Source organism: Sinorhizobium sp. (assembly GCF_059070375.1).
The window spans coordinates 313,129-336,476 of the sequence record NZ_JCACWC010000004.1; the positions used below are offsets into that span (position 1 = coordinate 313,129).

A 23,348-nucleotide genomic window follows, 5' to 3' on the forward strand; every position below is an offset into this window, starting at 1 on the left:
CATCCCGTTTCAGGCGACTCTGTACCAACTGCCTGCATACGCGGCGTCGGCCAAGCTAGCAGGACATAGTTTTCCATCTGTTAACGATGACCGCTCGCCGCATCCACCCCGAAGCGGCGATTCGAAGACGATTTTTTGGCAGAAAGGACTCCCCTGTGGTGCTTCAGGCACAACGGAATACTTTTAAGCGGTAAGCGGCTTCTGCCGCGAAGCAGGCCCGCACCGACGGTCAGCTTACGAAGCGACCGGTGGAAGCGGGGGCGTCATTTCGCCGAAGCGCGCGAAAGGAAATCTCGGCAGAGGGAGACGACCTCGGACAGGTTGGTCTCCAGCAACCAATGGCCGCCGTCGATGAGATGCAGTTCGGCATTGGGCAGGTCGCGGAGATAGGCTCGGGCGGAGGCCTCGGGCATGTAGCCGTCCTGCGGACCCCAGACGATCAGCGTCGGCGGTCGATGTTCGCGCAGGTAACTCTGATAGCGCTCGAACCAGGCGAGATTTTCCCGCAGCCCCGCGATCACGTCTATGGCGATCTCACGCCGCCTGGCCGTTGTCATGGACCAATGGAGCTTCCACAGGTCGGGAGAAATCCGCTCGGCAAGCTCGGGCCGGACGTCGTTGAGGTATTCGTCGCGGTATCCTTCCTCGCTTACGGCTTCGCCGAGTTTGGCCCGGCCCTCCGGCGTGGGATTGCGGAAATACTCCTGCAACGGTGCGTATTTAGGTCCGAGCTCATCCTCGTAGATGTCGCCATTTTGAATGATCAGTGCGGAAATGCGCTCCGGCCGGCGAATGGCCAGCCGAAGGCCGATCTGAGAGCCGAAGTCATGTAGATAAAGTGCGAAACGATCGAGGCCCAGGCGCCGGATGAAGGCTTCGAGAAAGTCTGCGAAGCCGTCGAAGCCGTAGGCGAAGTCGTCCGGCGTGTCGCTGTATCCGGATCCGGGGAAATCCGGAGCGACAAGCCTCCACCGGTCGGCCAGCAGCGGCATGAAATTGCGAAACTCGTAGGATGAGCACGGGTAGCCGTGGGGAAGGAGCACGATCGGCGCGTCCGGCGGTCCTGCCTCGCGGTAGAAGACCCGGATGCCGTCCAGATCGAGGAAGCGGTGTTTCACGGAGCCTGGCGAATTGATCATAGGAGCACCTCGCATGCGCTGACCAGTGCCGAACAATGAGCGCATGCGATGGTTCCATGCCTGTCGGCAGACGGCTCAGCAGCTTCTTTTCAAGTGGATGCTAATTTAGGTAGGCGATCACGTCGGGGTGCTATAGAATCGCCCTGGCCCGCTTGAACCCGGGAGTCCGGAAGAAGGTGCTCCCGCCAAACGTTTGTTGGCAACCGATGGAACAGAGACTAGCCGCAGTGCTGGCAGCCGATATGGCAGGCTATAGCCGCCTGATGGAGGCCGATGAAGCCGGTACCATCGCCCGCCTCAGGACTCATCGGATAGAACTGATCGATCCGGCCATTGCAAAGAACAAGGGCCACCTCATCAAGACCACGGGCGACGGCATGCTGGTCGAATTCCAGAGCGTGACTGACGCGGTAAAATGCGCCGTCGAGATCCAGAGCCGCATGAAGCGGCGCAATGCCGACGTGGCGCAGGACCGGCGGATCGAATTCAGGATCGGCATAAATCTCGGCGACATCATCTTCGAGGAGGACGACATCTTCGGCGACGGCGTGAACATCGCCGCCCGTATCGAGCAGCTGGCCGATGTGGGCGGCATCTGCGTGACGGCTGCGGTGGCGACGCAAGTCGCCGACCGGATCGATGTCCCCATCGAGGATCTGGGCGAGAAGATGCTGAAGAACATCAGCCGCCCGATTCATCTCTTCCGAGTCGGGATCGAGGGGCCTGTCCTGCCATCCTTCCCGGAGGCTACGGATGCGCCGCGCTCCGTTTCCAAACCTTCGATCGTGGTGCTGCCGTTCGACAATATGAGCGGCGATCCCGACCAGGAGTTTTTCGCAGACGGCCTGACGGAGGACATCATCACCGAGCTGTCCCGCCGGCACGAGCTGTTCGTCATCTCGCGCAACTCCAGCTTCGTCTACAAGAACCAGCCGGTAAACGTGCGCGAGGCGGCCGAGAAGCTCGGAGCGCAATATCTGGTGGAGGGCAGCGTCCGCAAGATCGGCGACCGGGTGCGCGTGACGGTCCAGCTCATCGACGCGGTCAACGACGCTCATATCTGGGCCGACAAATACGACCGGAGACTGGACGACATCTTCGCCATCCAGGACGAGGTGACGGCGGCGATAGCGGCAACGCTCCCGGGGCGCGTCGAGGCCGCGCAGCGGGACCTGCTCGCCCGCACGAAGCCGGCCAATATGGCCGCCTACGAATGTGCCCTTGCCGCCAAGGTGCTGCATCACCGGAGCACGGTCGCGGATAACGAGCAGGCCCGGGCCCTCATCGACAGGGCTGTCGCGCTCGATCCCGACTATGCGCATGCCCATGCCTGGCGGGCCTGCATCCTCGGGCAAGCCTGGGTCCACGGCTGGTGCGAAGACAAGGATGCGGTCTGGGCCGAGATCGTTGCGGAGCTGGACCGGGCGCTGGCGCTCGACGACAACGACGCCGACGTGCATCGCATCCTCGCGGCGGTAAACGTGAACAACAATGCGTTGACGACGGCGCGCTACCATCAGGAGCGTGCCCTTTCCCTCAATCCCAATTACGACCTGGTTGTGGTCCAGCAGGGCGAACTGCTGACCTGGCTGGGGCGACCGGAAGAGGGGGTCGAGTGGATCCGCAAGGCCATGCAGCTCAATCCTCATCATCCGGAACGCTTCTGGAGCCACCTCGGCAAGGCTCATTTCGCCGCCCGGCAGTATGGAGAGGCGGTCGAGGCCTTCATGCACCTCTCGGTGATGGACCACGTCCAGCATGCATTCGTCGCGGCCTGCTACGGCTGGCTCGGGGATGACATTGCGGCTCACGCCCATATGGAGAAGGTCCGGGCGCTCGCCCCGGATTTCGACCTCGACGCGTTTCTCGCCACACAGCATTACGTCCAGGAATCGGACCTGCAACACCTCAGCGAAGGGCTTGTCAAAGCGGGAGCGAAGGGCGGATCGGCGGCGGCGAACGGGATCGCAGCGCAATAGCGCACCTTCGGGAACATTCCGGCGGACATGAAAGGCCCCGGAACGTTCCGGGGCCGTCGATCCGGCCGTTGCGGCACTCAGCAGCGGTCGATGTAGCGGCGGCCGTAGCGGTCGCGGTAGTAGCACTGGCCCGGCTGGTCGGTGACGTGGCCGATCACGGCGCCGGATACGCCGCCGATCGCCGCGCCGACAGCCGCGCCGCGGACGTCACCGGTAACCGCGCCCCCGATGATTGCCCCCGATACGGCGCCGATACCGGCACCCTTTTCGGTTTGCGTGCAGCTCGCGACCGACAGGGCGACCAACACAAGCGCGATGGCTTTCTTCATGATGTCCTCTCCGATTTCGACGGATTCAGCGTCCGCCTCGTCCGTCCTATAGTGATGGGAGGGTGCGAACCGCGGCCCTCCACTTGAACTTGCATTCGGAACATAACCCGCCGCCGAGGAAAATGCACGGATACGGCGAGATCGTTCTTATGCCACATAATGCGATCTTTCCTGAACGGAACATGAAGGCGCTGTTGCCGGGGTTACATACGTGCTCGCATTTTTTTGCCCCCTGTGGCGCGAAACGGTTGCGGCGGCCCGAAAAAAAGACAAATGTTACAACGTCGCCACGCGGGCTCGGGAGGAGTGGACCGCTGGCGGAAGGGCAATCGATATCGGTCGGCGCGTACTTCGAGTCGCGTGAACGCATCTCACCCGATTTGAAGCCGCGCTCGACTCTGGACCGACCCGGAGGAGCGAAATGGCGAAAATAACGATGACGGTCAACGGCCGCCAGGTAAGTGGTACCTGCGACGACCGAACGCTGCTGGTGCACTTTATCCGCGAAAATCTCGGCCTGACCGGGACGCATGTCGGCTGCGACACGACGCAGTGCGGCGCTTGCGTCGTTCACATGGACGGGCAATCGGTGAAAAGCTGTTCCATCCTTGCCGCCCAGGCGGCCGGCTCGACGATCACGACGATCGAGGGCCTGGCGTCGAACGGCGAGCTTCACCCGGTCCAGGCGGCTTTCAAGACGTATCACGGACTGCAATGCGGCTTCTGCACGCCGGGCATGGTCATGACCGCCGTCGACATGATCCGTCGACATGGCGGCAATCTTGACGAGGCGACGGTACGCGCCGAGCTGGAAGGCAACATCTGTCGCTGCACCGGCTATCACAACATCGTCCAGGCGATCCTGGCCGCCGCGGCCGGGACGGGCGGCGTTCGCCAGGCGGCAGAATGAGGAAACCCAAAGGGAGCGCGATGCCAGACGAGCATCGCACGTGATTTTCGTCATTCCGCTGGAGCGGAAATTCGTTGCAGGACTTCGGGAGGAGATAGGCAATGGGCGTTGAAGGCATCGGCGCGCGGGTGGCGCGCAAGGAAGACAAGCGCTTCCTGACCGGCAAGGGGCGTTATACGGACGACATGGTCGTGCCCGGCATGAAATATGCGGTTTTCGTGCGGAGCCCGCATGCGCATGCGACCATCAGGAGCATCGACCCGACGTCGGCCAAGGCGATGCCGGGCGTGATCGACGTGCTCGACGGCAAGCAACTGCTGGCTGACGGGATCGGCAATCTCATCTGCGGTTGGATGATCCACTCGAAGGACGGCTCACCGATGCGCATGGGCGCATGGCGGCCGCTTGCCCACGAGACCGTGCGCTATGTCGGCGACGCGGTGGCGATCGTCGTCGCCGACAGTGTCGCGCAAGCCCGCGACGCGGCGGAAGCGGTGGTCGTGGATTACGAAACCCTGCCGGTCGTCACCGATACGCTCCAGGCACTGGGCGAGGGCGAGCCGCAGATCCATCCGGAAGCGCCGGGCAATCTGATCTTTGATTGGGAGCTTGGCGACGCGGGTGCGGCCGACCAGGCGATCGCTGCTGCGGCGCATGTCACGGAACTGAAGATCATCAACAACCGCCTGTCGCCGAATGCGATGGAGCCGCGCGCGACACTCGGTATCTATGATGCCGGCGACGACCATTTCACCTGCTATACCACCAGCCAGAACCCGCATCTTGCCCGGCTGGTGATGAGCGCCTTCTACAATGTCGCGCCCGAGAACAAGCTCCGGGTGATCGCTCCGGACGTCGGCGGTGGCTTCGGCTCCAAGATTTTCATCTATCCGGAAGAGATCGTCTGTCTGTGGGCCTCGAAGCGTACCGGCGTGCCGGTGAAATGGACCGCGGACCGCACCGAGGCCTTCCTGACGGACGCGCACGGCCGCGATCATGTGTCGACGGTGAAGATGGCATTCGACAGCAGCAATCGGATCACCGCGCTGAAGGTCGACACCATCGCCAATCTCGGCGCCTATATGTCTCTCTTCTCCTCCTGCGTGCCGACCTATCTCTATGCGACGCTCCTCTCCGGGCAGTATGCGATCCCGGCGATCCATGCCAATGTCCGCACCGTCTATACCAATACGGCGCCGGTCGACGCCTATCGCGGCGCCGGGCGGCCGGAGGCCACATACCTGCTGGAGCGCACGATCGAGACGGCCGCGCGCGAGCTCGGCGTTTCCCCTGCGGAACTCAGGCGCATCAACTTCATCCGCACCTTCCCCCATCAGACGCCGGTGATCATGAACTACGATGCGGGCGATTACGAAGCGTCGCTTAAGGGGGCGATGGAGGCGGCCGACTGGGACGGGTTCGCCGCGCGCAAGGCGGAAGCCGAGCGGCGGGGAATGAAGCGCGGCATCGGCATGAGCTGCTATATCGAAGCCTGCGGACTGGCGCCTTCCGCCGCCGTCGGCTCGCTCGGCGCCGGCGTCGGCCTGTGGGAATCGGCCGAAGTCAGGGTCAACGCGGTCGGCACGATCGAGGTGATGACCGGCTCGCACAGCCACGGCCAGGGACACGAAACGACCTTCGCCCAGGTGGTTGCGGAGCGTTTCGGCGTACCGATCGACAGCGTCAATATCGTCCATGGCGATACCGACAAGGTGCAGATGGGCATGGGAACCTATGGTTCCCGCTCCGGTGCCGTCGGAATGTCGGCCGTCTTCAAGGCGCTCGACAAGGTCGAGGCCAAGGCCAAAAGGATTGCGGCCCATCTGATGGAGGCGGACGAGAGCGACATCGTCATCGAGGACGGCGCGCTCAAGGTGGCCGGCACCGACAGGTCGGTCCCCTGGTCGCAGGTGGCGCTTGCTTCCTATACGGCCCATAACCTGCCGCCCGGCATGGAGCCGGGCCTCAAGGAGGGCGCCTTCTACGATCCCAGCAACTTCACCTTCCCGGCGGGTTGCTATATCTGCGAAGTGGAAGTGGATCCGGAAACGGGCCAGACGAAGATCGTGCAGTTCGTCGCGGCGGACGATTTCGGAAATATCATCAACCCGCTGATCGTCGAGGGCCAGGTGCATGGCGGGCTGGCGCAGGGCATAGGCCAGGCGCTGCTCGAAGGGGTGCATTACGACCAGAGCGGGCAGCTGCTGACGGCGAGCTACATGGACTACGCCATGCCGCGCGCCGACGACCTGCCTTCGTTCACGGTGACGACCTCGAACACGCCCTGCCCAAGCAACCCGCTCGGGGTCAAGGGCTGCGGCGAGGCGGGGGCGATCGGCTCGCCGCCGGCGCTGATCAACGCCATCACGGACGCGATCGGCACCAACGAGCTCACCATGCCGGCGACCTCGCAAAAGGTCTGGGCGGCGGTGCATAGCGCGCATTGATCGGGAGGACTTGAGATGTATGAGACCAACTATCATCGGGCCTCCTCGGTCGAAGAGGCAGCGAAGCTGATGGGGACCGCCGCGGAGGGAAAATATCTTTCCGGCGGCATGACGCTCATCCCGACGATGAAGCAGCGGCTCGCCGCCCCGAGCGACCTTGTCGATCTCAGGCACATTGCCGAGATGAAGGGGATCACCGTCGACGGCCGGTCGATCAGGATCGGCGCGGCGACGACGCATGAGGAGGTCGCGACCTCCGCCGCGCTTGCCGCGGTCTGTCCGGCCATTTGCGGGCTTGCCAGCCACATAGGTGATCCGCATGTCCGCCACATGGGTACGGTCGGCGGCTCCATCGCCAACAACGATCCGGCGGCGGACTATCCGGCCGCGATGCTGGCGCTCGATGCGGTGATCGTCACCGACAGGCGCGAGGTCAAGGCTGAAGACTTCTTCACCGGTCTCTTCGAAACGGCGCTCGAAGACGGTGAGATCGTGACGGCCGTCCGCTTCGAAGCGCCGGCGAAAGCGGCCTATCGGAAGTTCCCCAATCCGGCATCGCGCTATGCGATGACCGGCGTCTTCGTCGTCCGTCGTGACGATGGCGCAGTGCGCGTTGGCGTGACCGGAGCCGGGTCGGACGGCGTCTTCCGCCATCCGGACCTCGAGGCGGCGCTTGCCGCCAACTGGTCGCCGGGTGCCGTCGACAATGTGAAGGTGGACGATTCGAACCTGCTTTCCGATATTCATGCAAGCGCTGCCTATCGCGCCAATCTCGTCAAGGTGATGACGAAACGCGCCGTGGCGGCCGCCTGACGGACCAACTTTGGTATCGAAAAAGGGCGACAGCGGCCGTCCTTTTTCCGCAATTGCTTGACTTCGATCGATGTTCGGGAGAATGAAGTTTTGCTAGCCATTTTGGAATGGTTCAAAACTGGACTCTCGGACTCCATGTCGAGGTCGAGCCTGATTACCGCGGAAAGGTTTGAAAATGTGTCGTCATTTTCCATCGCCTTTCCCGCTTGCCAGGCACGACACGCGCCGCGCAGAATAACCGGGGTCTGGGGGCCGAGAGGCCTTTTGCCGCAGCCCGCGCGTCGGAGCCTGTCCGGGGTTGACCACTGATCGCTTTGTAGGAAGAAAGGCGACAGGGCACTGGAGATGATGATGGATTTCGAGAGTTTCTTCAAAAACGAGCTGGATGGGCTGCATCAGGAAGGCCGTTACCGGGTTTTCGCCGATCTCGCCCGCCATCGCGGCAGCTTCCCCAAGGCGACGCGCTACACGGCCGATGGCGCCCGGGAAGTGACCGTATGGTGCTCGAACGACTATCTCGGCATGGGCCAGTGTCCCATCGTCACCGAGGCGATGAAGAACGCGATCGATGAATGCGGCGCCGGCGCCGGCGGCACCCGCAACATCTCCGGCACCAACCATTACCATGTGCTGCTCGAGCGCGAGCTCGCCGACCTGCACGGCAAGGAATCGGCTCTTCTGTTCACCTCCGGTTACGTTTCGAACTGGGCCGCGCTCGGGACGCTCTGTTCCAAAATTCCCGGCGTTATCGTCTTTTCGGATGCCGGCAACCACGCTTCGATGATCGAGGGCATCCGCCACTCGAAATGCGAGCGGGTCATCTTCAAGCACAATTCGGTGGCGGACCTCGAGGCTAAGCTTGCAGCCGCCGACCCGCGCGCGCCTAAAATCATTGCCTTCGAATCCGTCTATTCGATGGATGGCGACATCGCGCCGATCGAGGCATTCTGCGATCTCGCCGACAAATACGGCGCGATGACCTATCTGGACGAAGTTCATGCGGTCGGCATGTACGGCCCGCGTGGCGGCGGCATTGCCGAGCGCGAGGGGCTGATGCACCGGCTGACGGTCATCGAAGGCACGCTCGGCAAGGCCTTCGGCGTCATGGGCGGCTACATCACCGGATCGGCGGCGCTTTGCGACTTCATCCGCTCCTTCGCTTCCGGTTTCATCTTCACCACGGCGCTGCCGCCGGCGCTCGCCGCCGGGGCGCTCGCCTCCATTCGCCACCTGAAGGAAAGCCAGGTCGAACGCTTCGCGCATCAGGAGCGCGTGCGCCGGCTTCGTTCGCTGCTCGACCAGCGCGGTATTCCGCATATGGTCAATCCGAGCCATATCGTGCCGGTCATCGTCGGCGATGCCGCCAAGTGCAAGTGGATCTCCGACCTGCTGCTCGACAATTTCGGCATCTACGTCCAGCCGATCAATTACCCGACCGTGCCGAAGAAGACCGAGCGCCTGCGCATCACGCCGACCCCCCTGCATTCTGACGCCGATATCGACCATCTGGTCGGTGCGCTGCATTCGCTCTGGTCGCGCTGTGCGCTGGCGAGGGCCGTGGCGTAAGCTCCGGCGAGCTCTGGCGGGGAGAGGGACCTCCTCGCCCGAACCTCTGTTTCGTAGCAGCGCTCGTGTGGTGCAAGGAGCTGCCACTTGTCCCCTTCGCCCCGCCTACGGGCCAGCAGGCTGGATGAGGGCGGATTCACCCGCAACAACTCTCTACCGGATCATCTCGGCAGCCGCCCGCCGCGCTTTTTCATCCGCGGCAAAGACGTCGTCCATGTTCGCCGCAGCCGGCAGGCCGGCAAGCGCGTCCATCACTCTCTCGACGATTTCCGCCATGGCCAGGAAGCCGACGTGGCCTTTGATGAACGCCTCGAGTGCGGTCTCCTTGGCGCCGTTCAGCACGGCACCCTGGACGCCGCCTTCCTCCATGGCGCGGCGCGCGAGCCTCAGCGCCGGGAAGCGGACTTCGTCCGGGGCTTCGAAATCGAGCCGGGCGAGCCTGGCGAAGTCCAGGCGCTCGACCGGCAGACGGCAGCGCTCGGGGTAGGAAAGCGCATAGCCGATGGCCGTGCGCATGTCGGGGCAGCCGAGCTGGGCGAGGACGGACCCGTCCGTATAGCCGACCATCGAGTGGATCACGGATTGCGGGTGGACGATCACCTCGATCTGGTCCGGCCTCAGGCGGAAGAGGTGGCGCGCCTCGATCATCTCGAGCGCCTTGTTGAACATGGAGGCGCTGTCGATCGAGATCTTGAGGCCCATGGACCAGTTCGGATGGGCGCGGGCCGTATCCGCCGTCACATGCCGCATTTCGTCGAGGGTGCTGGTGCGGAACGGACCGCCGGAGGCGGTAAGCACGATGCGCTCGACGGCATGGCGCTGGTCGTTCTCCAGCACCTGGAAGATCGCATTGTGCTCGCTGTCGACCGGCAGCAGCCGTCCGCCGCCCGCGCTGACGGCTTCGATGAAAAGGCTGCCGGCGGAAACGAGGCATTCCTTGTTGGCGAGTGCGATGTCGGCGCCGCGGCGGGCGGCGGCAAGTGTCGGGCCAAGACCGGCATTGCCGACGATCGCCGCCATAACCCAGCCTGCGTCCCGTTCGGCCGCCTCGATCAGGCCGCTGCGCCCGGCGGCGACGTCGATACCGCTGCCGCTCAGCGCCTCCCTGAGTTCGCCGTAGCGATGCTCGTCGGCGGTGACTGCGAGCTCCGCGCCGACGCGGCGGGCCTGCTCCGCAAGCAACGGGATGTTGCCGTTGCCGGTCAGCGCGGCGATGGCGAATCGATCGCACCCGCCGAGCCGTTCGACCACGTCGAGCGTATTGGTCCCGATCGATCCGGTGGAACCCAGTATCGTCAGACGGCGCTTGAAATCATCGCCGGATGCCATGCCAAAATCCCGTATTCTTCTCGTTCTAATGATTTTATTAGGCTCTACAGCCGAATACTGCCGGCAACAAGGGTGAAGTCATCGCCCTTCTCCAAGAGGCAGCGCTCGGGTAAGAATCGTTAACACCGTCGAACGATGATTTGTCTGAGGAGTTTTCGATGCTGCAAGCCCTGACCGCCGCATCTTGCGCCTGCGTGCTGATCGAGCTTGCCTCCATGCAGACGGTGGCTGCCGAAAAGGTGCCGGAGGCGCTCGTCGGCTCGTGGCTTGCCGAGGACATAGGCGGCCGGGGCGTGATCGATGATCTTCAGACGACGCTCGAGATTCGTGAGGACGGCACCTATGGCGGCATGGCCGGCTGCAATCATTTCACCGGAACGTTCGGCCTCTCCGGCGCGACGATCACCTTCGGGCCGGCTGCCGCCACCCGCAAGATGTGCGTACCGGCGGTCATGGACCAGGAGCGGAAGTTCTTCGAAGCGCTTAAGACGGAGCTTGTCTGGCGAATAGAGGGATCCAAGCTCTTTCTCGGCGGGCGAAACGAGGAGAGCGTGCTGCAGCTAACCTCGATGCAGTCGCGGAACGGCAACCGCGCAGAACTGACGATCGAAATTCCGGACGCCGGCGCAGTCGACCGGCGGACGGTTCGCTATGCCTGCGGCGACAAGACGATCGAGGCCGAATACATCGACGCCGGGTCCGCGTCGCTCGCGACCTTCACCATTGAAGGCACGTTCATCGTGGCATCGAACGTGATTTCCGGATCGGGCGCCAGATATGCCGGCGGCAGATATGTCTGGTGGACGAAGGGTGGCGAGGCGACGCTTTTCGATAGGATGAAGGGCGAGGAGGACCCGGGGATAGCATGCAAGGAAGTGGAATAGCGGTGCCGCCTCGACACAGGCCGGACGGGATTGTACGTCTGAACCATGCTGCATTGGCTCGACATCGATTACCGCACGCTATTTCGCTTGGGAGATGGAGGCCGGATGGAAGGGGAGAACGATCCGGAGGGATCGGGCAACGGCGAAGGCCTTCAGGGGGCAGGGCTTCGGAGCAGCCGCTACCGCCGGCTGGTCGCGCTTGCCTGAACTGCGCTCTCGTACCCTGTTCTACAGCACGGATCGAGAAAATCACGCATCGCAGCGCGTTGCCGCCCGCCTCGGCCTTCGGCTTCGAGGAGCAAGCTTGAGGGTAGGCTAGAGCCTTTCTCCGAATCGCGGAAACTCTCTAACCCCTTGTTTTCCGCAATGCCGGGGGGAAAACCGCTCAGCACGGGAACATGCGGAACTCACGCGCTGCTGTTTGTGTCGCTACCTTCGTCCAATTCATGGAATTGGATAAAGCCATATTGCTCCAGCCACTCGCGAAGGATGAGGCGGATTATTTCGTCCCGGGTCATCTGGAGTTCTTCGCAGGCCAGAGCGAGGGCCAACTCAACGTCATCCGCGAAGATCATCGCTTCACCTGCATAGTACAACCACGAGATAGAAGGGTCTCACAGCACAGGTTGCAGTCAAGGATTACGGAGCGTGCTCAATGGGATAAGCCAAAATGGGCTAAGACTATCGGCCATTTAATATCGGACTTAAGTCTCAAAGGAACGCACCGCGCGTGCGATACGCGCGGTGCTCGAACTTTCATCCGCTTCGATCAGGCGAAGAGAAAATCGGTGCTGCTGAAGTGGGAGGCGGCGAGGGTATTCGTCGGATCGTCGACATGGATCGACAGCGCATTGCCCGTCGAATCGTAGCCTTTCAACATCACGTCTCCGCTGGCGTCATCATACGCGAAAATCGTACCGGCCGTGCCGGAGCTCGAATATTGCTTGATTCCGAGGTTCTCCAGGACAAGCAGATCGGTGCCGTCCTGAAAGTCCATCACGGAGTCCCGTCCGACGAGCGAACCCGCGCCCTTGAAGACGAAGCGGTCGGCATCGGCGCCACCCCACAGGATGTCGCTTCCCGCGTCGCCAAGAAGGGTATCTCTGCCCGCGTCGCCGCGAAGCGTGTCGTTTCCGTCTCCGGCAATGACAAGGTCGTTGCCGAGGCCGCCAGCAAGCACGTCGTCGCCAGCTTCGCCCGTCAGGATATCGTCTCCGGCATCCCCGAATGCCCGATCGTTGCCGGCGCCTGCGGCAATCCGATCGTTACCGTTACCGCCGTGGGCTTCGTCGATGCCGCCCTCGGAGTCGAGCACGTCATTCCCATCACCGCCATCGAGGTAGTTGTTCCCGTCGCCGCCATCGACGATGTCGTCGCCGATGCCGCCATAGACCCGGTCGTTTCCGGATTGGCCCTTCAGGGCGTCGTTGCCCTCTTCGCCGTAGATCGTATCGTTGCCGGCACCACCACTGACCGCCTGCTGCGTCAGCTTGCCCGTCGCGGGATCAATGCGGTTGTTGAAGCCGTCGTTTCCAGAGCCGGCATAGATGATGTCGTCTCCCACTCCGCCGTCGATGTATTCCTCGCCGGCGCCCCCATAGATCCGGTCGTTGCCGGCGTCTCCGAGGATATGGTCATGGCCATCGCCGCCGTTGATGATGTCATTGCCGTCTTCGCCGGAAAAGATATCGTTGCCGAGCCCGCCGATCAGCGTGTCGGCGCCGGCGCCGCCGTCGAAGCTGTCATTGCCGTCGCCGCCTTCCGCGTAGTCATCGCCCGCTCCGGCCTTGAAAAAGTCGTTGCCAAGCCCACCATAGAGCAAGTCGTTGCCAAGCCCGCCGTCGAGATAGTCGTCACCGGCATTACCCCAAATGGAATCACTGCCATCATAGCCGCGGATCGTGTCCGCAAGATTCGTACCCATGAGCTTGTTGGCGACGTTGGTTCCATTGATGTTCATTCGTTTACTCCCTGCTGTTCTGACGGCGGGGGTGGTGAAGTTCGAATGAGGCGTAACGGTGACACGCCTTACGCCGGAATTGCGCGCGTGGAACAAGCTGTTGTTTACGCGAAAGGAAAAGGGCGGCAGTTGTGTGGATAACGTTTTTTCCCGCCTCTCGGAGAGCTTTCAGCTACCGGAAAGTTCGGGAGCAAGCGGAAGCCCTATCCCTTTGACGAATGCTGAAAGGCTTGGCCGATTGCGGATTAATGCTTCGCAAGCGTAACGGTCATAAGGCTCTTTCCAGCCCCGCCGTAACCTGACTTAAAGGCGGCAGAAGGCAACAGCAGCGGCAGGCCTATGACCAGACCGTCAGGTAAGAGTGCGGGAGAAGTAAGCTAGCCGGCCTTCTTCAACCCGGCGGCCTTGCGAAGGTCGTCATTCATTCGGCTCTGCCAGCCTTTGCCGGTCGCCTTGTAATGCTCGATAATGTCCGGATCCAAGCGGATGGATAGCTGCTGCCTGGGCTTCTCGATGGCTGGCCGGCCCCTGGCACGCTTGATACTCTCGGCGAGGTCGGGAAAAGCCTCGGCGAAGGGCTTGGCTTGCCCAAGCTGCTCGTCGGTAGCCTCGGGAGCATCCGGGTCGCTGGCTATCTTGCGCTGAATTTCTGCCTCCTCCTTGTCGGAGATATGGCGAATGCGGCGGGATGGGTTCGTCATAGTAAGCTCCTTTCCTTCCGGCTGGCGTCACGCATGGAGATAATCGAAATACCTTCCGAGCCAAGGCGACCGAAGACCACGGCAATCACGCCATTGCGCAGGACGCCGATTGCCATGAAGCGGCCTTCCTTGGCCGGGACCACTACGGACGAAGAGAAGAACTCCATGTCGAGCTCGGCGAAATCATAGGCGTGCTTGCCGATGTTGGTCTGGCGCTTGGTTTCGTCGTACGTGATCTTCATGTATTTTTTGTATCACGTTTAATTCCGAATGCAAAAAAGTGATACGGAAAATGTGATACCGAAAAGCGAGGCTTTTGGATGACCGACGAAACCCGAAATAACGGCTTCCATCCTGCCGAAGGACCGCAACGTCAACATCAATATGGAAAACTGAGGGATGACCGGCTTATCATGTCGCATGGAGTCGCCAGCAAGAGGTTGGTAATGCTTGGAAATCAAGGGAGATCGTTGCGAGGCCGTGCGACACGGCTTTAAGCGGACCTCTCTGCGGCCGCATCAGCTAAGTTCGTGAATTTATTGATACGAAGATGGTGATCCCGGCGCGATTCGAACGCGCGACCCCCAGATTAGGAATCTGGTGCTCTATCCTGCTGAGCTACGGGACCACTCGGAATAGACCCATACAAAAGCGAGGCTCTTTCGCCAAGTGTTTTTCGGCGATCGCAGCCGATTTGCAGGCGCTCCCGAAGATGGGGGCCAGATCCCGATGAATTGAGGCCGCGTCGACCCAAAATCATGAACGTGATCGATTCAAGTCGTTTGAGCGGGACGCGGGCGGCAAACCGCACACAGTTTTCCTCATCCCACTAGCGTCCCCGATACGGTGGATGCTAAGCAAGGCCCGCGGCGCCGGAGGAGAGGCTGCCGCGTTCCTCGCCAACGATCTTTATCCCAAAGACCAGATATATGTTTATCGGAATTGACTGGGGCGGCACGAAAATGGAGGTCATCGCGCTCGATCGCGACGGCGAGACGCGTGCCCGCCATCGTGTCCCGACACCCACCAGCGGCTATGAGGATTGTGTCCGTGCCGTCGTAGAGCTCGTCGCCTCGGCCGAAAGCACCGCCGGCGAGCGCGGCTCGATCGGCATCGGCATACCCGGCAGTCCCAATCCGCGCACCGGCATCGTGCGCAATTCCAATGCGGTGCTCATCAACGGCAAGCCGCTCGGGCGGGATCTTGCGGCTGCGCTCGGACGTGAGGTGCGCCTGGCCAACGACGCCAATTGCCTTGCGGTCTCCGAAGCCGTCGACGGGGCGGGCAAGGACGCGGGCGTCGTCTTCGGCGTGATCGTCGGTACGGGCCATGGCGGGGGTCTGGCGATCGGCAAGAAAGTTCACGCCGGCTACCAGGGCGTCGCGGCCGAGATCGGCCATTATCCGCTGCCCTGGATGACGAAGGACGAATATCCGGGGCACAGGTGCTGGTGCGGCAAGCTCGGTTGCCTCGACATGTATGCCTGCGGCACCGGGCTGGAACTCGACTACCGCATGACGACCGGGACGGACCGGCGCGGGCGGGACATCATCGAGGCGAAGCGCGCGGGCGATCCGGTGGCAATCGGTGTCTACGAGCGCTTCGTCGACCGGCTGGCCCGCAGCCTCGCGCTGTTGACCAACATCGTCGATCCCGACGTCTTCGTACTCGGCGGCGGCATGTCCAATGTCGACGAGATTTACGGCGAGTTGCCGGCATCGATCACCAGATATCTCTTCGGCGACAGTTTCGAGACGCCGATCCGCAAGGCGGTGCACGGCGACAGTTCCGGCGTGCGCGGCGCCGCCTGGCTCTGGAAGGATTAATTGCCAGGCGGGGAATTTTGCAGGATCGCGCATCGCACTCGTCCAGTTCGACCACTGACCAAGCGGAGGCATTATGAACATAGACAATGATCTGCGCCGGATTGCGCTGCAGGAGCAGCAATTGCAGTTCGAGCGCTTCGATCTCGAGACGGCCTGGAAGCTGGGCGCAACGCTTCGCCGGATGGCCGCGGAACGCAAGCTCGGCTGCGTCATCGACATCACGCTCTTTTCCATGCAGGTCTTCTATGCGGCCCTCGATGGGGCGACGCCGGACAATCCGAACTGGGTGCGCCGCAAGCGCAACACGGTGTTCCGCCTGTTCAAGAGCAGCTACGCCACCGGGCTCAGCCTCCTCAAGCAGCAAACGAATTTGCAGGCGAAGCTCGGCCTGCCGGATGCCGAGTTTGCCGCCCATGGCGGCAGCTTCCCGATCGTCGTCAAGGGAACGGGCTGCATCGGCGCCGTCACCGTTTCCGGCCTGCCGCAGCGGGAGGACCATAACCTCGTGGTCGAGGCGCTGGCAGAACTTCTCGGCGCGGATCACGACCCGCTGAAGCTGGAAAGCTGACGGAGAGCGGATGGGCATGGATATTCATCTCCAGGCAGGCGAACTCGCGGGCTGGCTGAACGATGCTGCCTTGCCGCTCTGGCGGCAGAAAGGCTTCGACGGGGAGGGTGGCGGCTTCGTCGAGACGATCGACATGAAAGGCGAACCGACGCGGGCCGACCGCCGCTCCCGCGTGCAGCCCCGGCAGGTCTACTGCTTCGCCGCGGCCGGCCGGCGTGGCTGGAATGGAGACTGGCGCACCGCCGCCGAAGGCGGCCTTCTTTATTTCGATCGCGTCTACGGACAGCCTGGCGGCTTTTACGGGGCGCTGGCGAATGCCGACGGCAAGCTCATCGACGCTTCCTTCGACCTCTACAACCAGGCTTTTGCCTTGCTTGCCTTCGCCCATCTGGCGGAAGTCCTGCCGGAGCGCGGAGCCGAGATGGTGGGGCGCAGCGACAAACTCAGGCGGCAGCTCGAAGCCCGTTGCAAGCATCCGCTCGCCGGCTTCGAGGAGGACGAGCCGCCGCGCCTGCCGCTCGGCTCCAATCCGCACATGCATCTCTTCGAAGCCTGCCTCGCAAGCGAGGAGGCGGAGGGATTCGACCGCGTCGCCTGGGCCAATCTCGCCGACGAGATTGCGCATCTGGCCATGGACCGGTTCATCGACGCCGAGAGCGGGGCGCTGCGTGAATTCTTCGACCACGACTGGGCGCCGTTCCCCGGTGAAAAGGGCCGTATCGTCGAGCCGGGGCACCATTTCGAATGGGCATGGCTGCTCCTGCGCTGGGCGGAACGGCGCGGCAATGCGCAGGCGATCGTCGAGGCGCGGCGGCTTTTCGATATCGGCGAGAAATATGGAACATGCCCCGAGCGGGACGTGATCGTCATGACGCTCCTCGACGATTTCTCCGTTGCCGATCGGACAGCGCGGCTTTGGCCGCAGACGGAGTGGCTGAAGGCGGCGATCCGATTTGCGGCGTTGACGGAAGGTGCGGAGAAAGAGCGTTATCTGGCTTCTGCTGGACGCGCCATGGGGGCGCTGCAGCGCTTTCTGGACGTGCCTGTCCGCGGCCTCTGGCGCGACAAGCAGAAGGCGGATGGCACCTTCGTCGAAGAACCGGCGCCAGCAAGCACCTTCTATCATATTCTTTGCGCGATCTATGAACTGGAAGATTGCCTCAAGCGGATGTGACCGGCGGAAGACCGCACACACTTCTCCTCATCCCGCTCTCTTATCGGCCCCCGCACCCGCGGCGGGCCGCTTTTTATTCACCCATCCGCAGTTGTGACCGTCACGTATGTTGACATAAAGATATGTTTATGTGAGTAAATCGATAATTCTTTGTCGTTTTCAGAACGGGAGATCTCCCATGTCCGCCGCCGACGCCCTCTTTGGAAACGTCTCGCCCAAGCCGGATGGTTCGGAAATTTTCCGGCAGCTCGCCCAGGCGGCGGCTGAACGCATCCTCATCATGGATGGCGCCATGGGAACGGAGATCCAGCAGCTCGGTTTCGTGGAGGATCACTTCCGCGGCGAACGCTTCGGTGGGTGCGCCTGCCATCAGCAGGGCAACAACGACCTCCTGACGCTCACTCAGCCGAAGGCGATCGAGGACATTCATTACCACTACGCCATCGCCGGCGCTGATATCCTCGAAACCAACACCTTCTCCTCGACGCGGATCGCCCAGGCCGATTACGGCATGGAGGACATGGTCTACGATCTCAATCGCGACGGCGCGCGGCTGGCGCGGCGGGCGGCGAAGCGGGCCGAGGCGGAGGATGGCCGGCGGCGCTTCGTGGCAGGCGCGCTCGGCCCCACCAACCGCACCGCGTCTATCTCGCCGGACGTCAATAATCCCGGCTATCGGGCCGTCAGCTTCGACGATCTGAGGCTCGCCTATGCCGAGCAGGTGCGGGGCCTCATCGACGGCGGTGCCGACATCATCCTAATCGAGACGATCTTCGATACGCTGAATGCCAAGGCGGCGATCTTCGCCACGCAGGAAGTCTTTGCCGAAAAGGGGGTCCGCCTGCCGGTGATGATCTCCGGAACGATCACCGATCTCTCCGGCCGTACCCTCTCAGGCCAGACGCCCACGGCCTTCTGGTATTCGGTGCGCCATGCGGAGCCGTTTACGATCGGGCTCAACTGCGCGCTCGGCGCCAATGCGATGCGGGCCCATATAGACGAGCTCTCGGCGGTCGCCGACACGCTCGTCTGCGCCTATCCGAATGCGGGCCTGCCGAACGAGTTCGGCCGCTATGATGAAAGCCCCGAGCAGATGGCGTCGCAGGTCGAGGGCTTCGCCCGCGATGGCCTCGTCAACATCGTCGGCGGCTGCTGCGGTTCCACGCCGGCCCATATCCGCGCCATCGCCGAAGCGGTTGCCAAATATCCACCGCGCCGGGTGCCCGAGATCGATCGCCGCATGCGGCTTTCCGGCCTCGAACCCTTCACGCTTACCGACGAGATCCCCTTCGTCAACGTCGGAGAACGCACCAACGTCACCGGCTCGGCGAAGTTTCGCAAGCTGATCACGGCCGCGGACTACGCCGCCGCACTCGATGTGGCGCGCGATCAGGTGGCGAACGGCGCCCAGATCATCGACGTCAACATGGACGAAGGCCTGATCGATTCGAAGGGCGCGATGGTCGAGTTCCTGAACCTCGTCGCCTCCGAGCCGGATATCGCCCGCGTACCGGTAATGATCGATTCGTCCAAATGGGAGGTGATCGAAGCCGGGCTCAAATGCGTTCAGGGCAAGGCGCTGGTGAATTCCATCTCGCTCAAGGAGGGCGAGGAGGCTTTCCTGCACCATGCGCGCCTCGTGCGCGCCTATGGCGCCGCCGTCGTGGTGATGGCCTTCGACGAGAAGGGCCAGGCCGATAGGAAGACCCGCAAGGTGGAAATCTGCCGGCGGGCCTATCGGCTGCTGACACAAGAGGTTGGCTTTCCCCCGGAGGACATCATCTTCGACCCGAATATCTTCGCGGTCGCGACCGGCATCGAGGAGCATAACAATTACGGCGTCGACTTCATCGAGGCGACGCAAGAGATCATCGCGACACTGCCGCATGTCCACGTCTCCGGCGGCGTGTCGAACCTCTCCTTCTCCTTCCGCGGCAACGAACCGGTGCGCGAGGCGATGCACGCCATCTTCCTTTATCACGCGATCCAGGCCGGCATGGACATGGGCATCGTCAATGCCGGACAGCTTGCCGTCTATGACGCGATCGACCCGGAGCTGCGCGAAGCCTGCGAGGACGTGGTGCTCAACCGCCGGGCCGATTCGACCGAGCGCCTCCTGGAGATCGCCGAGCGCTATCGCGGGAAGGGCGGGAGCCAGGGCAGGGAGAAGGACCTTTCCTGGCGCGAATGGCCGGTGGAGAAGCGGCTCGAACATGCGCTCGTCAACGGAATTACCGAATTCATCGAAGCCGATACGGAAGAAGCCAGGCTTGCCGCCGAGCGGCCGCTGCATGTCATCGAAGGGCCGCTGATGGCCGGGATGAACGTCGTGGGCGATCTCTTCGGTTCCGGCAAGATGTTCCTGCCGCAGGTGGTCAAGTCCGCCCGGGTGATGAAGCAGGCCGTTGCGGTGCTGCTCCCCCATATGGAGGAAGAGAAGCGCGCCAATGGCGGCGGCGAGGCGCGCGAGAGTGCCGGCAAGATCCTGATGGCGACCGTCAAGGGCGACGTGCACGACATTGGCAAGAACATCGTCGGCGTCGTGCTCGCCTGCAACAATTACGAGATCATCGACCTCGGCGTCATGGTGCCCTCGGCTAAGATCCTCGAAGTGGCGCGCGAACAGAAGGTCGACATCGTCGGTCTTTCCGGCCTCATCACGCCGTCGCTGGACGAGATGGCACATGTCGCTTCCGAGCTCGAACGGGAGGGCTTCGATGTCCCGCTGCTGATCGGCGGGGCGACGACCAGCCGCGTGCACACGGCGGTGAAAATCAATCCGCGTTACAGCCTCGGCCAGACGGTCTATGTCACCGACGCCAGCCGCGCGGTCGGCGTCGTGTCGAGCCTGCTCTCGCCGGAAGTCCGCGACTCCTACAAGAAGACGGTCCGCGCGGAGTATCTCAAGGTTGCCGACGCACATGCCCGCAACGAAGCCGAGAAGCGCCGTCTGCCGCTTTCGCAAGCGCGGGCGAATGCCCTTCGGATCGACTGGGACGCTCACCAGCCAAAGGTGCCGTCCTTCCTCGGCACGCGTATTTTCGAGGGCTGGGACCTCGCCGAACTGGCCCGCTATATCGACTGGACGCCGTTTTTCCAGACCTGGGAGTTGAAGGGGGTGTTCCCGAAGATTCTCGATGACGAGCGCCAGGGGGCTGCCGCTCGCCAGCTGTTCGAGGATGCGCAGGCGATGGTCGAAAAGATCGTGGCCGAAGCATGGTTCGCCCCGAAGGCCGTGATCGGCTTCTGGCCGGCCGCCGGCATGGGCGACGACGTCCGCCTCTTTACCGACGAGGTGCGCGAAGCCGAGCTTGCCACCTTCTTCACGCTTCGCCAGCAAATGGTGAAGCGTGACGGCCGGCCGAATGTCGCCCTTGCCGACTTCGTCGCACCGGCGGCGAGCGGCAAGCGGGACTATGTCGGCGGTTTCGTGGTGACGGCCGGCATCGAGGAGGTGGCGATCGCCGAACGCTTCGAGCGGGCGAACGACGACTATTCCTCGATCATGGTCAAGGCGCTTGCGGACCGCTTCGCAGAGGCCTTTGCCGAGCGCATGCATGAATATGTCCGCAAGGAGCTTTGGGGCTATGCTCCGGACGAAGCCTTCACGCCGCAGGAACTGATCGCCGAACCCTATGCGGGCATCCGCCCTGCGCCCGGCTACCCGGCGCAGCCCGACCACACGGAGAAGGAGACGCTTTTCCGGCTCCTGGATGCGGAAGCCGCTATCGGCGTCAGGCTCACCGAAAGTTTTGCGATGTGGCCGGGTTCTTCGGTATCGGGCCTCTATGTCGGCCACCCCGATTCCTATTACTTCGGTGTCGCAAAGATCGAGCGCGATCAGGTGGAGGACTATGCCGATCGCAAGCGCATGAGCGTCCGCGATGTCGAGCGCTGGTTGTCGCCGATCCTCAATTACGTGCCGATGCCGGAGACGGAAGCGGCGGAGTAGGCCGCAGAATTCATCCGTCCGGACGTGCGTCGTTTTCAGGTGTTGGCTAAAGCATTTCAAGGTTTCAAGGAAACGCTGAAATGCTCCAACCATTTGATTCAACGCACTTCCGGACGGAAAGCCGTTACACACTTTTCCTGGAAGTGCTCTAGCGGCCCACGGCCAGTATCATCTGAGCCGCCTTCTCGGCGATCATGATCGTCGGAGAATTGGTGTTGCCGGAGGTGATCGTCGGCATGATCGAGGCATCGGCGATGCGCAGGCCGGCAATGCCGCGCAGCCGCAACTCGGGATCCACGACGCTATCGGGGTCGCCACCCATGCGGCAGGTACCGACGGGATGGAAGATCGTCGTGCCGATGTCGCCTGCCGCGCGTTTCAGCTCCTCGTCCGTCTCGCAGTTCGACCCGGGCTTGAACTCGACGGGATTGTAGCGGGCGAAAGCGGGCTGCGCGACGATGCGGCGGGTGAGCCGGATCGACTTCACGGCCACCTCCCGGTCGGCCTCAGCCGTCAGGTAGCGCGGGCGGATGTCCGGCGCCGCGGCGAAATCCGGGCCTTTCAGATGGACGGAACCGCGGCTTTCCGGCCGCAGATTGCAGACGCTCGCGGTGATGGCGGGAAAGGGGTGTACCGGCTCGCCGAATTTTTCGAGCGTCACCGGTTGTACGTGATACTGCAGGTCCGGCGTTTCCTTCTCCGGGCCCGATCGCGTGAAGATACCGAGCTGGCTCGGCGCCATGGCCATCGGGCCGGAGCGGCGGACAAGGTATTCGAGGCCGATCGCGGCCTTGCCGAAAAGTGAAGTCGCCTTTTCATTGAGCGTCGGGACGCCGGTCACCTTGTAGGCGAGACGCAATTGCAGATGGTCCTGCAGGTTTTCGCCGACACCGGGCAGCTCGTGGCGGACCTCGATGCCGTTTTCGCGCAGCACGTCAGGCCGGCCGATTCCGGAGAGTTCGAGGATATGCGGCGAGCCGATCGCCCCGGCCGAAAGCACGGTTTCACGGCGTGCCCGGGCGCTTTTCGTGATTCCGTCATGCTGGAACTCGACGCCGGCGATGCGGCCGTCTTCGAGAATGAGCCGGCGGACATGGGCTTTCGTCAGGATCGTAAGGTTCCGCCGGTTCCTGGCAGGTTTCAGGAAGGCCTTGGCTGTATTCCAGCGGATGCCGGACCGCTGGTTGACGTCGAAATAACCGGAGCCCTCGTTGTTGCCGCGGTTGAAGTCGTCGGTCTCCGGAATGCCCGCTTCGGTCGCAGCCTTCTGGAAGGCGTCGAGCACCGCCCAACGGACGCGCGCTTTCTCGACCCGCCATTCGCCGCTTGCGCCGTGCATGTCGTCGGCGCCGCGATAATGGTCCTCGGATTTCCTGAAGAACGGCAGCACGTCGTTCCAACTCCAGCCGGGGCAGCCGAGCTGGCGCCAGAGGTCGTAATCTCGCGCCTGCCCGCGCATGTAGATCATGCCGTTGATCGAGGAGCAGCCGCCGAGCACCTTGCCGCGCGGGTAACCGAGAGACCGGCCGTTGAGGCCCTCCTCCGCCGCCGTGGTGAAGCACCAGTCGGTGCGCGGATTGTTGATGCAATAGAGATAGCCGACCGGAATGTGGATCCAGTGATAATTGTCGCTGCCGCCGGCCTCGAGCAACAGCACGCGGTGGTCCGGGTTTTCCGACAGGCGGTTGGCGAGCACGCAGCCGGCGCTGCCCGCTCCGACGATGATGAAGTCGAACGTGTCCATTGGTTTTCTCTATGTCGAGGCCCGACG

18 protein-coding genes and 1 tRNA gene are annotated in these 23,348 nt (G+C 62.8%); 10 read left to right on the forward strand and 9 right to left on the reverse strand.

Features of this window, described 5'->3' with window-relative positions:
- Positions 1 to 263 precede the first annotated feature (263 nt).
- Positions 264 to 1,139 carry an alpha/beta fold hydrolase gene (locus AC5J09_RS27775; RefSeq protein WP_494299054.1) on the reverse strand — a complete coding sequence of 292 codons (876 nt, stop codon included), beginning with the start codon at positions 1,137 to 1,139 and terminating at the stop codon, positions 264 to 266.
- Between the two features lie 206 nt (positions 1,140 to 1,345).
- Here AC5J09_RS27775 and AC5J09_RS27780 point away from each other — a divergent pair, with 206 nt between their 5' ends.
- Positions 1,346 to 3,118: an adenylate/guanylate cyclase domain-containing protein gene (locus tag AC5J09_RS27780; protein WP_324762433.1), complete on the forward strand. Its 1,773-nt coding sequence runs from the start codon at positions 1,346 to 1,348 to the stop codon at positions 3,116 to 3,118.
- A gap of 77 nt (positions 3,119 to 3,195) precedes the next feature.
- On the opposite strand, the gene AC5J09_RS27785 is transcribed toward AC5J09_RS27780, so the two are convergent.
- A complete protein-coding gene (locus AC5J09_RS27785) occupies positions 3,196 to 3,447 on the reverse strand; it encodes a YMGG-like glycine zipper-containing protein (protein ID WP_003528572.1) in 252 nt (83 codons plus the stop codon).
- A gap of 421 nt (positions 3,448 to 3,868) precedes the next feature.
- On the opposite strand from AC5J09_RS27785, the gene AC5J09_RS27790 reads away from it, so the two are divergent.
- The 4 genes from AC5J09_RS27790 to hemA all read left to right on the forward strand — a co-directional run bounded on the left by AC5J09_RS27790 (position 3,869) and on the right by hemA (position 9,183).
- The gene (locus AC5J09_RS27790; RefSeq protein ID WP_324762432.1) at positions 3,869 to 4,357 is read left to right on the forward strand and encodes a (2Fe-2S)-binding protein; all 489 of its coding nucleotides are present in this window, start codon (positions 3,869 to 3,871) and stop codon (positions 4,355 to 4,357) included.
- Between the two features lie 101 nt (positions 4,358 to 4,458).
- Positions 4,459 to 6,804 carry a xanthine dehydrogenase family protein molybdopterin-binding subunit gene (locus AC5J09_RS27795; RefSeq protein ID WP_494299055.1) on the forward strand — a complete coding sequence of 782 codons (2,346 nt, stop codon included), beginning with the start codon at positions 4,459 to 4,461 and terminating at the stop codon, positions 6,802 to 6,804.
- A 15-nt stretch (positions 6,805 to 6,819) separates the two neighbouring features.
- Positions 6,820 to 7,617: an FAD binding domain-containing protein gene (locus AC5J09_RS27800; protein ID WP_494299056.1), complete on the forward strand. Its 798-nt coding sequence runs from the start codon at positions 6,820 to 6,822 to the stop codon at positions 7,615 to 7,617.
- A 351-nt stretch (positions 7,618 to 7,968) separates the two neighbouring features.
- Entirely contained in the window at positions 7,969 to 9,183 is a 1,215-nt protein-coding gene (gene hemA / locus AC5J09_RS27805; RefSeq protein ID WP_198516909.1) for a 5-aminolevulinate synthase, read from the forward strand.
- Positions 9,184 to 9,336: 153 nt separating this feature from the next.
- Here hemA and dxr read toward each other — a convergent pair whose 3' ends face one another.
- The gene (dxr, locus tag AC5J09_RS27810; RefSeq protein WP_494299058.1) at positions 9,337 to 10,512 is read right to left on the reverse strand and encodes a 1-deoxy-D-xylulose-5-phosphate reductoisomerase; all 1,176 of its coding nucleotides are present in this window, start codon (positions 10,510 to 10,512) and stop codon (positions 9,337 to 9,339) included.
- Positions 10,513 to 10,670: 158 nt separating this feature from the next.
- Here dxr and AC5J09_RS27815 point away from each other — a divergent pair, with 158 nt between their 5' ends.
- Positions 10,671 to 11,396: an META domain-containing protein gene (locus AC5J09_RS27815; protein WP_494299060.1), complete on the forward strand. Its 726-nt coding sequence runs from the start codon at positions 10,671 to 10,673 to the stop codon at positions 11,394 to 11,396.
- A gap of 407 nt (positions 11,397 to 11,803) precedes the next feature.
- Here the strand turns inward: AC5J09_RS27815 and AC5J09_RS27820 are convergent, their stop codons facing one another.
- The 5 genes from AC5J09_RS27820 to AC5J09_RS27840 form a co-directional block, all read right to left on the reverse strand.
- Positions 11,804 to 11,971, reverse strand: coding sequence for a hypothetical protein (locus AC5J09_RS27820; protein WP_018097235.1), 168 nt, complete (start codon positions 11,969 to 11,971; stop codon positions 11,804 to 11,806).
- Between the two features lie 194 nt (positions 11,972 to 12,165).
- A complete protein-coding gene (locus AC5J09_RS27825; protein ID WP_494299061.1) occupies positions 12,166 to 13,356 on the reverse strand; it encodes a calcium-binding protein in 1,191 nt (396 codons plus the stop codon).
- Positions 13,357 to 13,733: 377 nt separating this feature from the next.
- On the reverse strand, positions 13,734 to 14,057 hold the full coding sequence (locus AC5J09_RS27830) for a BrnA antitoxin family protein (RefSeq protein WP_494299062.1): 324 nt from the start codon (positions 14,055 to 14,057) through the stop codon (positions 13,734 to 13,736).
- Positions 14,054 to 14,299: a BrnT family toxin gene (locus AC5J09_RS27835; protein WP_100674587.1), complete on the reverse strand. Its 246-nt coding sequence runs from the start codon at positions 14,297 to 14,299 to the stop codon at positions 14,054 to 14,056. The genes AC5J09_RS27830 and AC5J09_RS27835 overlap by 4 nt, the downstream gene beginning before the upstream one ends.
- A gap of 309 nt (positions 14,300 to 14,608) precedes the next feature.
- Positions 14,609 to 14,685: transfer RNA gene (locus AC5J09_RS27840), tRNA-Arg, on the reverse strand.
- A 301-nt stretch (positions 14,686 to 14,986) separates the two neighbouring features.
- Here AC5J09_RS27840 and AC5J09_RS27845 point away from each other — a divergent pair.
- From AC5J09_RS27845 to metH, 4 genes are all read left to right on the forward strand, one after another.
- Complete coding sequence (locus AC5J09_RS27845; protein ID WP_026169173.1) at positions 14,987 to 15,883, forward strand: ROK family protein; 897 nt, start codon at positions 14,987 to 14,989, stop codon at positions 15,881 to 15,883.
- A 73-nt stretch (positions 15,884 to 15,956) separates the two neighbouring features.
- On the forward strand, positions 15,957 to 16,451 hold the full coding sequence (locus tag AC5J09_RS27850; RefSeq protein ID WP_494299064.1) for a heme-degrading domain-containing protein: 495 nt from the start codon (positions 15,957 to 15,959) through the stop codon (positions 16,449 to 16,451).
- A gap of 10 nt (positions 16,452 to 16,461) precedes the next feature.
- Positions 16,462 to 17,625, forward strand: a complete 1,164-nt coding sequence (pmi, locus tag AC5J09_RS27855; protein WP_494299066.1) for a mannose-6-phosphate isomerase Pmi — start codon at positions 16,462 to 16,464, stop codon at positions 17,623 to 17,625.
- Between the two features lie 178 nt (positions 17,626 to 17,803).
- Positions 17,804 to 21,577, forward strand: coding sequence for a methionine synthase (metH, locus tag AC5J09_RS27860; RefSeq protein ID WP_494299067.1), 3,774 nt, complete (start codon positions 17,804 to 17,806; stop codon positions 21,575 to 21,577).
- Positions 21,578 to 21,725: 148 nt separating this feature from the next.
- Here the strand turns inward: metH and AC5J09_RS27865 are convergent, their stop codons facing one another.
- Entirely contained in the window at positions 21,726 to 23,321 is a 1,596-nt protein-coding gene (locus AC5J09_RS27865; protein ID WP_494299069.1) for a GMC family oxidoreductase, read from the reverse strand.
- Positions 23,322 to 23,348: the final 27 nt, after the last annotated feature.